The sequence below is a fragment of the Caulobacter sp. SSI4214 genome (assembly GCF_012184455.1).
GTDB lineage: Bacteria > Pseudomonadota > Alphaproteobacteria > Caulobacterales > Caulobacteraceae > Caulobacter > Caulobacter vibrioides_E.
The window spans coordinates 32,022-48,843 of record NZ_SZWJ01000012.1 but is presented as its reverse complement, the minus strand read 5'-3'; the positions used below and the strand labels follow the sequence as shown (position 1 = coordinate 48,843).

General features: G+C 68.0%; 6 protein-coding genes. 4 read left to right on the top strand and 2 right to left on the bottom strand.

Translation table 11 applies throughout. The annotated features are described in order from the left end of the window. Positions 1–59: 59 nt before the first annotated feature. From FCU40_RS05645 to FCU40_RS05630, 4 genes are all read left to right on the top strand, one after another. A complete protein-coding gene (locus FCU40_RS05645; protein WP_168073519.1) occupies positions 60–2,372 on the top strand; it encodes a glycoside hydrolase family 3 N-terminal domain-containing protein in 2,313 nt (770 codons plus the stop codon). 370 nt (positions 2,373–2,742) lie between these two features. After that, complete coding sequence (locus FCU40_RS05640) at positions 2,743–10,152, top strand: ice nucleation protein (protein ID WP_168073511.1); 7,410 nt, start codon at positions 2,743–2,745, stop codon at positions 10,150–10,152. A gap of 144 nt (positions 10,153–10,296) precedes the next feature. Further along, positions 10,297–12,315, top strand: a complete 2,019-nt coding sequence (locus tag FCU40_RS05635) for an N-acetylglucosamine transferase (RefSeq protein ID WP_168073508.1) — start codon at positions 10,297–10,299, stop codon at positions 12,313–12,315. Further along, positions 12,294–14,729 carry an FkbM family methyltransferase gene (locus tag FCU40_RS05630; protein WP_168073577.1) on the top strand — a complete coding sequence of 812 codons (2,436 nt, stop codon included), beginning with the start codon at positions 12,294–12,296 and terminating at the stop codon, positions 14,727–14,729. Before FCU40_RS05635 ends, FCU40_RS05630 begins: the two co-directional genes overlap by 22 nt. Positions 14,730–14,844: 115 nt before the next feature. On the opposite strand, the gene FCU40_RS05625 is transcribed toward FCU40_RS05630, so the two are convergent. Both FCU40_RS05625 and FCU40_RS05620 read right to left on the bottom strand, forming a co-directional pair. Further along, entirely contained in the window at positions 14,845–15,597 is a 753-nt protein-coding gene (locus tag FCU40_RS05625) for a MaoC family dehydratase N-terminal domain-containing protein (protein ID WP_241693549.1), read from the bottom strand. Positions 15,598–15,632: 35 nt separating this feature from the next. Further along, positions 15,633–16,799, bottom strand: a complete 1,167-nt coding sequence (locus FCU40_RS05620; RefSeq protein WP_168073497.1) for an acyl-CoA dehydrogenase family protein — start codon at positions 16,797–16,799, stop codon at positions 15,633–15,635. Positions 16,800–16,822 lie beyond the last annotated feature (23 nt).

The window sequence follows — 16,822 nt, the reverse complement described above, 5'->3', positions numbered from 1 at the left end:
TGCTTCCGGGCGCTTTAGCGGCGAGTTTGCCGGCCTCGTAAGCGTCCGGGGGATTCTCGATGGCTTTGAACACGACCAACGGCGGCCCGGCCGGGCCGAGCCGGCGCGGCTTCCTGTCGGGCGCCGCAGCGGTCGCGGGCCTGGCGGTCACCGGTCCGGCCTGGGCGCGCGAGCCCGCCGGCCGCGCCTCCGGTCGCGTCGAGGCCCTGTTGGCTCAGATGACCATCGAGGAGAAGGCCGGCCAGCTGTCGTGCTTCGCCGATATGATCCGGCCGCCGATCGGCGACATGAACCCGCTGGTCAACATCCGCAACGCCCAGACGCTGACCGCCGAGATCAAGGCCGGGCGGATCGGCGTGCTGATGAACGGCGTCGGGGCCCAGGCGGCGCTGGACACTCAGAAGGCCGCGGTCGAGGGCTCGCGCCTGAAGATCCCGCTGCTGTTCGCCGCCGACGTGATCCACGGCTTCCGCACGGTCTACCCGATCCCGCTGGCGGAGGCGGCCAGCTTCGATCCGCATCTCGCCGAGCGCACCGCGCGCGCCGCCGCTGTAGAGGCGTCGGCTTCGGGCCTGCACTGGACCTTCGCGCCGATGGTCGACGTCGCGCGCGACGAACGCTGGGGCAGGGTGGCCGAGGGCTCCGGCGAGGACGTGTTCCTGGGCGAGATCCTGGCCGCCGCCCGGGTGCGCGGCTTCCAGGGCAAGGACCTCAAGGCCGACGACAGCATGTTGGCCACGCCCAAGCACTTCGCGGCCTACGGCGCGGTGACGGCGGGTCTGGAGTACAATTCGGTCGAACTGTCCGAGGCCACGCTGCGGGAGGTGCACCTGCCGCCGTTCCAGGCCGCGTTCGCCGCCGGCGCCCAGACAGTGATGACCGCCTTCAACGACATCAATGGCGTGCCCTCGACGGCCAACAAGCGCCTGATCACCGACATGCTGCGCGGGGAGTGGGGCTTCAAGGGCGTGGTGATCTCCGACTACACGGCCGACCAGGAACTGGTCGCCCACGGGGTCGCCGCCGACGATCGCGACGCCGCGCGCCTGGCGATCCTGGCCGGCGTCGACATCAGCATGCAGAGCGGGCTCTACATCCGCTACCTGCCCGAGCTGGTCGCGTCGGGCGCCGTGCCGGTCGAGATCGTCGACGCGGCGGTGCGCCGCGTGCTGTCGCTCAAGGAAGCGATCGGCCTGTTCGACAATCCGTACCGCTCGCTGGATCCCAACGCCGAGCGCACCCATACCGCCACGCCGGCCCTGCGCGCGTTGAGCAGAGAGGCCGGCGCGAGATCGATCGTGCTGCTGAAGAACGACCAGAATCTGCTGCCCTTGCCCAAGGCCGGCAAGCGGCTGGCGTTGATCGGTCCGTTCGCCGACGACCGCGACAACGTGCTGGGAGCCTGGGGAGGGTTCTTCGCGGACCGCCGCCTGAACGTCGACCTGGCCAGCGGCCTCCGCGCCCAGATGGCCGATCCGAACGGTCTGGTCGTCGAGCGCGGCTGCGAGGTCGAGACCACGATCGCCGGCGGCTTCGAACGCGCGGTGGCCGCGGCCCAGAGCGCGGACATCGTGCTCCTGGCCATCGGCGAGAGCCAGGACATGACGGGCGAGGCCAAGTCCCGCACCGATATTCGCATTCCGCCGGTCCAGATGCGTTTGGCCGAGGCGGTCGCCGCTGCCGGCAAGCCGCTGGTGATCCTGCTGCGCCATGGCCGCGCCATCCAGCTCGAAGGCGTGGTCCGCGACGCGCCGGCCATTCTGGCGACGTGGTTCCTGGGCAGCGAGATGGGCAACGCCGTGGCCGACGTCGTCTTCGGCGCGGTGAACCCCTCGGGCCGACTGCCGGTCAGCTTTCCGCTCGACAGCGGCCAGGAGCCGTTCTTCTACAATGGCCGCACCACCGGGAGACCGGCGCCCGCCGATCCCAACGCCCAGGAGTACAAGTCGCGCTGGCGCTCGATCCGCAACGAGGCGCTCTATCCGTTCGGCTTCGGCCTCGGTTATGCGAGCTTCGCGCTCAGCGACGCCAAGCTCTCCACGCAAAGCCTGGGCTGGAACGACACGCTGCGCGTCACGGTCAAGGTCAAGAACACCGGCCAGGTCCACGGCGACCACGTCGTCCAGCTTTATATCCGCGACCGCGTGGCCAGCCGCACGCGGCCGGTGCGCGAGCTTAAGGGCTTCCAGCGCGTGTCGCTGGCGCCGGGCGCCGAGCGGGAAGTGCGGTTCGATCTGGCGCGACAAAACCTGATGTTTGTCGGCGATAACAATTACTGGATCGCCGAGCCTGGGATGTTTGAGGTCTACGTCGCCAACTCATCCGTGGACGGTCTTCCGCTGAGCTTCGAACTACTGGCGCCGCCGACCTGATATCCGAATCAGGGCGCGGCTATAAACCCGCCAAAGTGGCGCGCCGCGACGTTTCGTCTCGGGTTGTTAATGGCTTGATAAGACGAGCAGAGGCGAAGCGGCGTCAAGGCAGGGCGTGGTCTTCGCTCGACTTAACCTTTGACTTCTTTTGGCTTTCTGCAATTCCAGAGCCCGCCGGCAAGGGCTCGGACCGAGTCTTTCCGCTCCACCTGACGCTGCGTCCGCATGTCCCGTTGAAAGGTGTTGGAAAGGAAATAAGGTTACGAAATTGAGGCCGTGGTGTGGCTGAATGGGGCGCTTGCGTTGGGGGGCGTCTCCGCGTTGGCTTTGGGCGCGCTCCGGATCGCGTCCGCCCAGCAAGGATGGATGAATGTCGATCTCGAGCCTTTCCGCCGCCCAGATTGGCGCCCTGTCGGTCACCGCGATCCAGGGGTTGTCGACGACCGAAATCCAGTCGCTCAACGGCACTCAGATCGCCGCGATCAGCGCGACCGGCATTGGCGCGCTGGCCAGCACCCAGGTCGCCGCGCTTTCGACCACCCAGGTCAAGGCGCTCACCGCCACCCAGATCCCGAAGTTCGCGACGTCGGTCAGCTTTGACGTCACTCAGCTGACCCAGCTTTCGACCCAGCAGGTTTCCGCCCTGACCTCGACCCAACTGGCGTCGATGGACACCTCGCATATCTCGGCTCTGAGCTCGACCCAGCTGAGCGCCCTGTCGGCCACCAACCTCTCCGGTCTCGACGCCACGCAGATCGGGTCGCTGAGCACGACCCAGGTCCAGGGCATCACCGCGACCCAGGCCAAGGGCCTCACCACCACCGATATCGGTGAGCTGGCCAACACCCAGGTGGCCGCCCTGGCCGCCGCCAGCTTCGCCGCGCTCAGCGCCGCCAGCGTTTCGGCCTTGAGCAGCACGCAGGTCGCGTCGCTGAGCACGACCCAGGTCACGAACCTGAACGTAACCCAGCTGAAGGGGCTGACCACCACCGATATCGGCGAGCTGTCGGCCACGCAGGTCGGCGCCTTGTCCGCCGCGCAGCTGGGCGCGCTGTCGTCGTCGAACATCTCGGCCTTGAGCAAGACGCAGGTCGCCGCGCTCTCCACCACCCAGATCAAGGGTCTCACGCCGGATCAGCTGAAGGGCTTGACCACCACCGACATCGGTGAGCTGGCCAACACCCAGGTCGGCGCGCTCGCCACTTCGCAGATCAGCGCGCTGAACGCCACCCAGACCCAGCAGCTGGCCACGACCCAGCTGTCGGTCCTCAGCTCCACCCAGATCGCCGCCCTCGGCGCGACCAATTTCTCGGCGTTGAACGCCACGCAGGTCGGCGCGCTGAGCACGACCCAGATTCAAGGCCTGACGAACGCTCAGCTGGGCGCTCTGACCAGCACCGACATCGGCGAGCTGGCCGACACCCAGATCGCGACCCTGTCGTCCACCCAGATCGGCGCGCTGTCGCCGACCGCCTTCTCGGCCTTGAGCCAGACGCAGGTCTCGGCGCTGAACGCCACCCAGATCCGCGGCGTGACCTCGACCCAGCTGAAGGCTCTGTCGACGACGGATATCGGTGAACTGGCCGACACCCAGGTGGCCGCCCTGAGCGCGAGCCAGGTGGCCGGCCTGACCGCCACCGGCGTCTCGGCCCTGAGCCGGACCCAGGTCGCGGCCCTGTCTTCGACCCAGGTCAAGGCGCTGACCGCCGACCAGCTGAAGGGTCTGACCACCACCGACATCGGCGAGCTGGCCGATACGCAGGTCGCCGCCCTGACCGCCGATCAGGTCAAGAACCTGTCGGCGACCAATGTTTCGGCCCTGAGCCGGACCCAAGTCGCGGCCCTCTCGAGCACGCAGGTCGGCGCCTTGACGGCGACCCAGCTGAAGGGCCTGACGACCACCGACATCGACGAGCTGTCGGCCACTCAGGTCGGCGCCCTGTCCGCGGCCCAGGTCGGCGCTCTGGCCTCGACCCAGGTGCAGGAATTCTCGACGACGCAGATCGGCGGGCTGTCCTCGACCCAGATCGGCGCGATCGCGACCGGCAACATCTCGCTGCTCAACGCCACCCAGGTCGGCGCCCTGACGACCACCCAGATCAAGGGTCTGACGACGGCCCAGTTGGGGGCGCTGACCACGACCAACATCGGCAACCTGGCCGATACCCAGGTGGCGGCTCTGAGCGCCTCGCAGCTGGCGGCCCTGTCGGCGACCAACGTCTCCGCCCTGAGCCAGACCCAGATCTCGGCCCTGAACGCCACCCAGATCAAGGGCCTGACCGCGACCCAGCTGAAGGGCCTGTCGACCACCGACGTCGGCGAGCTGGCCGATACCCAGGTCGCCGCCCTGACCGCCTCGCAGCTCGGCGCCCTGTCGGCGACCAATGTTTCGGCCTTGAGCCGCACCCAGGTCGCGGCGCTCAACGCCACCCAGATCAAGGGCTTGACCGCCGACCAGCTGAAGGGCCTGTCGACCACCGACATCGGCGAGCTGGCCGACACCCAGGTCGCCGCCCTGACGGCCGACCAGATCAAGAGCCTGTCGGCCACCAATATCTCCGCGCTGAGCGCCACCCAGACGGCCGCTTTGTCGACCACCCAGATCAAGGGTCTGACCGTCGACCAGCTGAAGGGTCTGTCGACCACCGACATCGGCGAATTGGCCGATACCCAGGTCGCCGCCTTGGCGACCTCGCAGATCGCGGCGCTGTCCGTGACCAACGTGCAGAAGCTGTCGACCACCCAGATCAGCGCCCTGAGCTCCACCCAGCTTGGCGCGCTGTCGGGGACGGCGGTCTCGGCCCTGAACAGCACCCAGGTCGCCGCGCTGAACAGCACCCAGATCTCGGGGCTGACGACCCAGCAGTTGGGCGCGCTTTCGGCGGCTGACGTCGGCGAACTGGCCACCACCCAGGTCGCGGCCCTCAGCGCGACCCAGATCGGCGCGCTGTCGTCGACCGCCTTCTCGGCGCTGACCCAGACCCAGGTGGCGGCGCTGAACGCGACCCAGATCAAGGGGCTGACGGCCACCCAGCTGAAGGGGCTGACCACGACGGACGTGGGCGAACTGGCCGGCACCCAGGTGGCGGCGCTGGGCGCGACGCAGATCGGCGCCCTGGGCGCCACCAACTTCTCGGCGCTGAGCCAAACGCAGGTCGCCGCGCTGTCGACCACCCAGATCAAGGGCATTTCGGCTGACCAGCTGAAGGGTCTGACGACGACGGATGTCGGCGAGCTGGCCGACACCCAGGTCGCCGCCCTGACCGCCGACCAGCTGAAGAGTCTGTCGGCGACCAACGTCTCGGCCCTGAGCCAGACCCAGGTCGCGGCTCTGTCGACCACCCAGGTGCAGGCGCTGTCGACGACCCAGCTGAAGGGGCTGTCGACCACCGACATCGACGAACTCTCGGCCACCCAGATCGGCGCGCTCTCGGCGGCTCAGATCACCGCCCTGGCCTCGACCCAGGTGCAGGAGCTGTCGACCACCCAGATCGGCGGTCTGTCGGCCACCCAGATCGGCGCGATCGCCACCGGCAATATCTCGTTGCTGAACGCGACCCAGATCGGGGCGCTGTCGTCCACCCAGCTCAAGGGCCTGACCAGCGCTCAGCTCGGGGCGCTGACGACGACCAATATCAGCAAGCTCGCCGACACCCAGGTCGCGGCGCTGACGGGCACTCAGATCGGCGCGCTGTCGGCGACCAATGTCTCGGCCCTGAACCAGACGCAGGTCACGGCGCTCACCGACACCCAGATCAAGGCCCTGACGACCACCCAGCTGAAGGGCCTGTCGGCGGCCGACATCGGCGAGCTGTCCAAGACCCAGGTCGGCGGCCTGACGGCGAACCAGATCGGCGCCCTGACGGCCACGGCGGTCTCGGCGCTGACCCAGACCCAGGTCAGCGCGCTGAACACCACGCAGATCAAGGGCCTGACCGCCGACCAGCTGAAGGGTCTGACGACCACCGACATCGGCGAACTGGTCGACACCCAGATCGGCGCGCTGACGGCGGACCAGATCAAGAGCCTCTCGGCCACCAACGTCTCGGCTCTGGACGCGACCCAGACGGCGGCGCTGTCCTCGACCGTGATCAAGGGCCTGACCACGACCCAGATCGCGGGTCTGACGACGACGGATATCGGCGACCTGTCCAATACCCAGATCGCGGCCATGGCGGCGACGCAGGTCGCCGCGCTGAACGTCCAGAACCTGACCACCACACAGATTTCGGGCCTCAGCTCGACGGTGATCGGCGCCATCGGCGCGACCAAGTTCTCGGCCTGGAACGCTACCCAGGTCGGCTCGCTGAGCACGACCCAGATCCAGGGCCTGACCGCCGATCAGCTCAAGGGGCTGACCACCACGGATATCGGCGAGCTGGCGAACACCCAGGTCGGGGCGCTGTCGCCGACCCAGATCGGCGCTCTGAGCGCCACCGGCGTCTCGGCCCTGAGCCAGACCCAGGTCGCGGCGCTGTCCTCGACCCAGATCCAGGGCCTGACCGCGACCCAGCTGAAGGGGCTGACGACTACCGACGTCGGCGAACTGGCCGCCACCCAGGTGGCCGCCCTGGCCTCGACTCAAGTCGGCGCGCTGTCGCCGACCGCCTTCTCGGCCCTGAGCCAGACCCAGGTCGCCGCGCTTTCGGCGACGCAAATCAAGGGCCTCACGGCGAGCCAGCTTCAGGGTCTGACGACCACCGACATCGGCGAGTTCTCGACGACCCAGGTCTCGGCCCTGACAGCCGACCAGTTGAAGAGCCTCTCGGCCACGAACATTTCGGCCCTGGTCAACACCCAGGTCGCCGCGCTCAACAGCACTCAAGTGCAGGCGCTGAGCACGACTCAGTTGAAGGGCTTGTCGGTCAGCGACATCGATGAACTGTCCGCGACCCAGGTCGGCGCGCTCTCGGCGGCCCAGATCACCGCTTTGGCTTCAACCCAAGTCCAGGAGCTGTCGACCACCCAGATCGGCGGTCTGTCGGCCACTCAGATTGCCGCTCTGACGACCGGTAATGTGACCGGGCTGAGCGCGACGCAGATCGGGGCCCTCTCCACGACCCAGGTCAAGGGTCTGACGACCTCGCAGCTGGGCGCCCTGACGACGACGAATGTCGGCAATTTCGCCAACACCCAGATCGCGGCGCTGGCCTCCACCCAGATCGGCGCCTTGTCGGCCACCGCGTTCTCGGCTCTGAACCAGACCCAGGTCGCGGCCTTGGCCGACACCCAGATCAAGGGGCTGACGACCACGCAGCTGAAGGGATTGACGACCACCGACGTTGGCGAGTTGTCGACGACCCAGGTCTCGGCCCTGACGGCCGGCCAGATCGGTTCGTTGACGCCGACGGCGTTCTCCGCGCTCGACACCACCCGGGTTGGCGCGCTTAGCGCGACCCAGATCAAGGGCCTGTCGGCGGATCAGCTCAAGGGGCTGACGACCACCGACATCGGTGAGTTCTCGACGACCCAGGTCGCGGCTTTGACGAACGACCAACTGAAGAGCCTGTCGGCGACCAACATCTCGGCGCTGAGCAGCACCCAGACCGCGGCTCTGTCCACGACCCAGATCGCTGGTCTGACGACGAGCCAATTGCAAGGGTTGACCACGACCGACATCGGCGAACTGGCGGCCACCCAGGTGGCGGCGCTCGCCGCGTCTCAGGTCTCGGCGCTGAGCCAGGCCAATGTGCAGCAGCTGTCGACCACCCAGATCACCGCACTGAGCTCGACCCAGCTCGGCGCGCTCTCGGCCACGAACTTCTCGGCTCTGAACGCGACCCAGGTCGGCGTGCTCACCACCACACAGGTGCAAGGTCTCACGACCCAGCAACTGGGCGGCTTGACGACCACGGATGTCGGCGAACTGGCGAACACCCAGGTCGGCGCGCTGAGCTCGACCCAGATCGGCGCCCTGTCGCCGACGGCTTTCTCGGCCCTGAACCGGACCCAGGTCGCGGCGCTAAGCTCGACCCAAATCAAGGGGCTGACGGCGACCCAGCTTAGGGGGCTGACCACCACTGATGTCGGCGAATTGGCCGACACCCAGGTAGCGGCGCTGGCTTCGACCCAGTTGGGCGCGCTGTCGCCGACCGCCTTCTCCGCGCTGAGCCAGACGCAGGTCGCGGCGCTGTCGGCGACCCAGGTCAAGGGCATCGCCAGCACCCAGCTGCAAAGCCTGACCACGACCGATATCGGCGAGTTCTCGACCACGCAGATCGCGGCCCTGACCGCCGATCAGCTGAAGAGCCTGTCGGCGACCAATATCTCGGCCCTGGCCAACACCCAGGTCGCGGCGCTGAGCAACACCCAGGTGCAGGCGCTGAGCGCGACGCAGTTGAAGGGCCTGTCGGTCACTGACATCGACGAGTTCTCGGCGACGCAGATCGGGGCCCTCGCGGCGGCCCAGATCGGCGCCCTGGCCTCGACCCAGGTGCAGGAACTGTCGACCACGCAGATCGGCGGCCTCTCGGCCACGCAGATCGGCGCGATCGCCACCGGCAACATCACCCAGCTGAACGCGACCCAGATCGGCGCGCTGAACTCGACCCAGATCAAGGGCCTGACCACGGCCCAGATCGGCGCCCTGACGACGGCCAACATCGGCAACCTCGCGAACACCCAAGTCGGGGCGCTGACATCCACCCAACTGGGGGCGCTGACGCCGACGGGCTTCTCGAACCTCAACGCCACCCAGATGGCGGCGCTGAGCTCGACCCAGCTGAAGGGCCTGACGACGACCCAGCTGAAGGGGCTGACGACCACGGATGTCGGCGAACTGGCCGACACCCAGGTCGCGGCGCTTTCGGCGGCCCAGATCGGCGCGCTGGCGCCGTCCAGCTTCTCGGCGCTGAGCCGCACCCAGGTCGCGGCGCTGAACGCGACTCAAATCCAGGGGCTGACCGGCGATCAACTGAAGGGCCTGACGACCACGGATATCGGCGAATTCGCCGACACCCAGGTCGCCGCCCTGACCACCAGCCAGCTGACGGCGCTCTCGGCGACGAACGTCTCGGCCCTGACCGCCACGCAGACGGCGGCCCTGTCGACCACCCAGGTCAAGAGCCTGACCACCGATCAGCTGAAGGGTCTGACGACGACGGATATCGGCGAGCTGGGCAACACCCAGATCGGCGCGCTGACCACCTCGCAGATCTCGACCCTGGCCTCCACCCAGGCTCAACAGCTGTCGACGACGCAGCTGAACGCTCTCAGCTCGACCCAGATCGGCGCCCTGACGGCCACGGCCTATACGGCGCTGAACAACACCCAGGTCGGCTCGCTGAGCACGACCCAGGTGAAGGGTCTGGCGACGACGCAGCTGGCCAATCTGACGACGACCAATGTCGGGCAGCTGGCCAATACCCAGGTCGCGGCGCTGAGCATCCTGCAACTGGCGGCCATCTCCTCCAGCGGCATCTCGGCGCTGAACGCCACTCAGACCGCTGCGCTGTCGACCACGCAGGTGATGGGCCTGACGACGACGCAGCTGAAGGGCCTGACCAGCGCCGATGTGGCCGACCTGGCCAATACGCAGCTCGGGGCCTTGGCCTCGACCCAGTTGGGCGCGCTGTCGACGACGGTGATCAACAGCTTCACCACGACCCAGATCGGCCAGCTGCAAGCCACGCAGCTGTCTGGCCTGACGACCACTCAGCTGGACTATCTCTCGACCACCAATATCGAGCAGATGAGCAAGACCCAGGCGGCCGCCCTGACGCAGACCCAGGTGCAAAGCCTGAGCGACGCCCAGGTCGCCTCCTACCTGAAGGTCATCTGACCCTGATGATCGCCGTCCGCGCCTCGCCGCGCGGACGGCGGCGCCGTCTCGACCGTTGGTCGGGATCGTCGGCTCATGCCATGATCGCGAGGGGCTGACTCGCACCCCATCACGTGTTTTCCGCTCATCGGTTTCGGGAAGACTATGGCCGACGTCGACACGCTGAACCTCCTCAGTACACTGACCGCCGACGGCGCCTCGCTCGGCGACGCGATCTTGATCGCCGTTCGTTTGGGAGATCTCGGACAGCCCGCCCTGGCCGACCAGGCCTATAAGATCTGGATCCGCTTCAATCCCGAGCATCCGCAGCTCTGCGTAGCGCACTTCAACCGGGCCGTTCTGCAGTCGGCGCTGGGCGACAACGCCGGCGCGGCGGCCTCATTGGAAGCGGCCATCGCCCAGAACGCCGATTTCCTGCCCGCCTACATCAATCTGGGCGGTTTGCAGGAGCGGGCGGGCCTGCAGGAGATGGCGATCGCCACCTGGGAGGCCGGAGCCAATCGTCCAGGCGTGATGAGCGGGGTCTCGGTCGGCTATGCCTTCACCTGCCTGAAGCAGATCGCCCGGGTGCTGGGCGACATGCATCAGACGGCTCGCGCCGAGCTGGCGCTGCAACGCGCCGCCGACCTCGATCCGCGTCAGATGGACGTCATCGGCCAGCTGGTCGCCAACCGCCTGGCCCAATGCAAATGGCCGGCGCTGGCGCCCAACGATCGCGTCGATCGCAAGGCGCTGCTGCTGGGCGTCAATCCGCTGTCCGTCGCGGCCTATTCCGACGATCCGTTGCTGCAACTGGGCGCGGCCAACGCCTTCATCGAGCGCGAGGCCAAGGTCACGCCCGACCAGGTCCGTCAGGATCGTCGCGACGCGCCGATCGACCTGACGGGCCGTCGTCCGCGCATCGGCTACATCTCTTCCGACCTTCGCGACCACGCCGTCGGCTACCTGATGGCCGAGCTGTTCGAGGTGCACGACCGCGAGAAGATCGAGGTCTTCGCCTATTATTGCGGGCCCGAGTCCAGCGACGGCCTGAACACCCGCATCCGCGCCGCGGTCGAGCACTTCATCGACATTCGTCCGATGTCGGATGATGAAGCGGTCCAGCGCATCGTCGATGACGGCATCGACATCCTGGTCGACGTCAATGGCCACACGCGCGACGCCCGCACCGCCGTCTTCGCGCGCCGTCCCGCGCCGATCCTGGTCAATTGGCTGGGCTATCCGGGCACCATGGGCAGCGATTATCATCACTACATCATCGCCGATCCCTGGATCATTCCGCCGGAGATGGAGCTCTACTACTCCGAGGCCGTGCGGCGCATTCCCTGCTATCAGCCCAACGACCGCCGCCGGAAGGTCGACGAGACCGTTCCGACCCGCGCCGAGGCGGGCCTGCCCGAGGACGGCTTCGTGTTCTGCTGCTTCAACGGCACGCAGAAGATCACCCCCCACGTCTTCGATCGCTGGATGGAGATCCTCAAGCGCACGCCGGGCAGCGTGTTGTGGCTTCTCGACAGCAATCCCGAGACCAACGCGCGCCTGCGCGACGCGGCCGAGGCGCGGGGCGTCGACCGCACGCGGCTGGTGTTCGCCCAGAAGCTTCAGAACGCCTATCACCTGGCGCGCTATGCGCTGGCGGACCTGTTCCTGGACACCACGCCCTACGGCGCCCACACGACGGCGTCCGACGCCCTCTGGATGGCCGTGCCAGTGCTGACCTGGTCGGGGCGGTGCTTCGCCTCGCGGGTTTGCGGCAGCCTGGTGCGCAGCGCGGGCCTGCCCGAACTGGTGGTGGATAGCGCGCGGGCCTATGTCGAAAAGGCCGTCGAGATCGGCGCCGATCGCCAGCGCGCCAAGGCCCTGCGGGCGACGCTGCAAGCCAACCGCGACAGCTGCGTGCTGTTCGACATGGACCTGTTGGCCGACAAGCTGGAAGACCTGTATGGCGAGATGATCGCCGAGCATCAGGCGGGCGCTCGACCGCGACCCAACCTGGCCAATCTGGCGACCTATCTGGACATTGGCGTCAGCCTGGACCGGGACGACCGCGAGAGTCAGGCGGAGCCCGACCTGCACGGCCTGTACCGCCGCGAGCTGGAGCTACGGCAGCGGATCAAGGCCATGCCCGCCGACGGCCGCCTCTGGGAAGGCGGCGACCGGTGAACCGCCCGCGGCTGGAGGCCCTGAGGTTCGACGGCTACGCTCCGCGCACGCTGCTGGATGTTGGGGCGCACCTGGGCAGCTTCACGCGCAACTTCCTGCAGGTCTTCCCGGACTGCCTGCCGACCCTGGTGGAGCCCAACCCGTTCTGCGAGGAGGCCCTGGCCCGCACGCCCTACGAACGGCATATGGTCGCCGCCTCCGACGAAAACGGCGAGGCCGAGCTTCACCTGACGAACGAATGGCTCCAGTCCACCGGCGCGTCGATCTATCGCGAGACCACCGAGTACTTCCGCGACGAAGTTTTGATCCGCAAGACCGTGCCGAAGGTCCGGCTGGACGACCTGTTCGCCGGCCGCCGCTTCGACTTCGTCAAGATCGACACCCAGGGCGCCGAACTGGACGTCTTGCGCGGCGGGGCGACCGTGCTGCGCCAAGCCGACTACATCCTGCTGGAGATCTCGGTCGTCAATTTCAACGAGGGCGGCGCGCCCGCCGAGCTTGTGTTCCAGCAGATGGACGCGCTCGGCTTCGCGCCCGTCGACGTCACCGACTTCCACCGGCTGCTGGACGTCCAGGAAGGCGGCCTTCTGCAGATGGACGTGCTGTTCAAGCGTCGCGCCGCGCGGCCGAAGCAGTCCGGACGCCTGACGTCGCTGCACGATCTGTCGGGGCTGATCGGCCATCTCTATGAACGCCGGGCCCGCGATCCGGAGTTTCGCATCCTGCTGATCGGCGGCGGTCCGCCGGGATGGCCCGAGGATCTGCGCGACGCCGTCCTGGGCGGGCCCGGCGCCGACTTCCCCGGCGACCTTTCGGATCCGGACGCCTATCGCGCGATCCTGGACCATGTCGCGCGGGAGGGGCGCTTCGACTATGTCGTCGTTCCGCACGTGGCGCAGCTGCTGGCGCGGCCCTTGACCCTGTTGCGGCGCTTGCCGCTGCTGGCCGAGGCCGGCTGGCTTACGGCGCCCTCGCGTTTCCTGGAATTGATGAAGATCGAAGGGCCGCATCGCGGCTATGCCCATCACGGCTGGATTCTGGATCACCATGGCGACACCCTTGTCCTGGCTCCCAAGACGCCGCTGATCGAGCATCTGACCTATCCGGACGAGGCGGAATGGCGTCAGCGTCCCGATCGCTTGGAGCTGCAGGTCGGCTGGCGCGGCGCTCTGCGGTTCGAGGTCCTGGGCGGGGAGGGCGGCTTGCCGCCTCGCGACGAGGCGCTATCGCTCTTGGGAGGCTTCCTGGAGGGCGTGACCGCCGACGCGGCGCCGAAGGCCGAGGCGGACGAGGCTTCGCCGATCGCCGCCGAGCTGGCCCAGACGGTGGCCGCCGCCCGCGACCCGGATCCGGGTCTGCACGCGCTGGGCCGGTTGAAATTCTACCACGACGCCGTCAGCCTGATCCTGTGCGAGCCTCTGTCGCCCGATCGGCTGGCGCTGTTCGAGGCTCTGCTGGCCGAAGCCGAGGCTCTGGAGGTCGAGCCGCCGGCGCCCGAATGGGAAGGCTGGGTGATTCATTACCGCATCGTGCTGGAGGCCCTGACCGGCGCGGGTCTTGCCGCCCCGACCCCGCCGCCGCCCGCCGAAGCGCCCGCGGTCTTCCTGACCGGCGACGGCCAGACCTTGGACGCCGAGGGTCTGAAGGCTCACGCCGACGCCCTGGACGCGCGGGTGGTGTTCTTCGCCGCCGCCGACGCCCGCTATGTCGAGCTTTATGCCCGTTGGCTGGCGCTGTCGGTGCTGAAGTTCAGCGACACGCCGTTCCTGGTGGTGATCCATGTGATCGGCGGCGCCGACCGGCTGGCCGAGGCCGCCGCGACGGTGCGGATCGCGGATCCGCGCATCGTCTTCACCGGCGACGACTTCGACGCCTCGGCCGTGACCACGCGGTGCTACGAGGCGCCGCCAAAGGGCCTGATGGACATTCCGGTCGCCCACTACCAGTCGATGCGGTTCCAGCGTCTGGGCGGCCTGCTCGACCTGTTGCGGCGACCGGTGTTCGTGTCCGACATCGACCTCTTGCTCCAACGGGGCGTCGCCGACCTTCTGGAGCGCTGGGCCGACGCCGATCTCGTTTTGAACGAGAACGAGGCCAACACCCAGGCCGGCTCGCGCATCACCGCCAACCTGTTGTTGGCCCGGCCGACCCCGGCGACGGCGACCTTCCTGAACTGGCTGCGCGCCTATCTGGACGAACGTCTGTCGCGCGAGACCGTGACGCGCTGGATCGATCAGGTCGCTCTGAACCTGGCGCGTCATCACGTGGCGCTGCGCGCGCCGGACGTGAAGATCGGTCTGTTCGACACGAACAGCGACATCAACAATGTGATGTTCAGCCAGTACGTGCCGGGGCACCCGTTCCGGTTCCTGTCACTGTACCACGGGTTCGATACGTCGACCCTGGAGGAGTAGAGGCTAGAGCCTCGCGCGTCAAAACGGAATCGTTTTGACGCGATAAAGAGGCTCTAAATCAAATACTTAGAGCGTGACTCGCGCCAAAACCGGTTCCCACTTTCGGCGTCACGCTCTAAAATTCCGCCCGCGCCGTCATCACGACGGCGCCGCCGACCTCGGCCCAAAGCGCCGCGCCGCCGTCGATCCAGCGTCCGCGCGCCAAGACGGTCTCGCCGACATAGGTCGGTTTCAGCGCCCGGAAGGAGAACCGCCGGACGGGCCGCGCGGGCATCGCCTCCAGCAGCAGCAGGGCGATGAGCGGGCCGTGGACCACGAGGTCGGGATAGCCCTCCACGGCGGTGGCGTAGGCCCGGTCGTAGTGGATGCGATGGGTGTTCGAGGTCGCGGCCGAGAAGGCGAACAGCAGCACGGGGTCGGTCGCGGTCTCGCGGCTCCACTCGGCGGTCGGCGGCTCGCTTTCGTCCGGAGTCCGAGGCGCCGGCGGGGCGTCGGTGAAGACGATCGTCTGACGTTCGCTGAGGCGGACGGCTCCGGACTGGCTCAGCGCGCGGTCCACGGTGACGAAGGTCAGGGGGCCGCTGGCGCCGGCCTTTTCCTCGACGCTGGCGATCGTCTCGACCAGTTCGGTCTCCTGACCCGCGCGCAGCGGGCCGGAAAAGGTGATCTCGCCCGACGCGAACATCCGGCGCGTCGCGGCGATGGGCGGCATGAAGAGACCGCGTCTCGGATGGCCGTCGGGCCCCAGATCGGCCTGGCGCGTGGGCTCGCCCAGACACGCCCAATGCCAGGCGGGCGGAACCTCCAGCGGAACGCGGGGCCGGTCCAGCACCGCGCCCAGGCGCGCCAGATCCCCGGCTGCCAGCACCGCCGTTCGCCGCCGTTGGCGACCCACCCCGTCCATCAGTAGGACCGAGGCAGGCCGAGCACGTGCTCGGCGACATAGGCCAGGATCAGGTTCGTCGAGATCGGCGCCACCTGATAGAGGCGCGTTTCGCGGAACTTGCGCTCGATGTCGTACTCCTCGGCGAAGCCGAAGCCGCCATGGGTCTGCAGGCACATGTCGGCGGCGGCCCACGAGGCCTCGGAGGCCAGCATCTTGCCGATATTGGCTTGCTCGCCGCAGGGCTGGCCGGCGTCATAGCGGGCGGCGGCGTCATAGATCGTCAGGCGCGCGGCGTGGGTCTGGGCGTAGGCGCGGGCGATCGGGAATTGAACGCCCTGGTTCTGGCCGATCGGGCGGCCGAACACGACGCGGCCGTTGGCGTAGTCTCGCGCCTTGCCGATCAGCCAGGCCGCGTCGCCCAGGCACTCGGCGCCGATCAGGATCCGTTCGGCGTTCATGCCGTCGAGGATGTAGCGGAAGCCCTTGCCCTCCTCGCCGATCAGGCTGTCGGCGGGGATCACGAGGTTGTCGAAGAACACCTCGGTGGTGGCGTGGTTGAGCATGGTGGCGATCGGCTTGATCGTGAGGCCCTTGCCCCTGGCCTCGCGCATGTCGACCAGGAACACCGAGAGGCCGTCGGCCTTGCGCGCGACCTGGTCCTTGGGCGTGGTGCGGGCCAGAAGGACCATCAGGTCCGAGTGCTCGGCGCGGCTGGTCCAGACCTTCTGGCCATTGATGACATAGGCGTCGCCCTCGCGTCGGGCGAAGGTCGAGATCGAGGTGGTGTCGGTGCCGGCCGTCGGCTCGGTGACGCCGAAGGCCTGAAGGCGGATCGAGCCATCGGCGATCTTCGGCAGCCAGGTTTCCTTCTGCGCCGTCGAACCGTGCCGCAGCACCGTGCCCATGGTGTACATCTGGGCGTGCAGGGCCGCGGCGTTGCCGCCGCTGGCGTGGACCTCCTCGAGGATCGCCGCCGCCGCCGTCAGGCCCAGGCCGCCGCCGCCATAGGCCTCGGGGATCAGGACGCCCAGCAGACCGGCTCGGGTCATGGCGGCCACGAAGTCCGACGGATAGGCCTTTTCGCGATCCAGGCCGCGCCAATAGGCCGGCGGGAAGTCGCGACACAGCGCCCGCACGGTCTGGCGTAGGGCTTCGATCAGTTCGGGGTCGGCGGCGATGGACATGCCGCGCCAGCTTCGGGCCTGGC

Excerpts from the sequence above, each read along its gene's own strand:
- FCU40_RS05645 (WP_168073519.1), top strand. The coding sequence starts at position 60 with ATGGCTTTGAACACGACCAACGGCGGCCCGGCCGGGCCGAGCCGGCGC.
- FCU40_RS05635 (WP_168073508.1), top strand. The coding sequence starts at position 10,297 with ATGGCCGACGTCGACACGCTGAACCTCCTCAGTACACTGACCGCCGAC.
- FCU40_RS05640 (WP_168073511.1), top strand. The coding sequence starts at position 2,743 with ATGTCGATCTCGAGCCTTTCCGCCGCCCAGATTGGCGCCCTGTCGGTC.
- FCU40_RS05620 (WP_168073497.1), bottom strand. The coding sequence starts at position 16,799 with ATGTCCATCGCCGCCGACCCCGAACTGATCGAAGCCCTACGCCAGACC.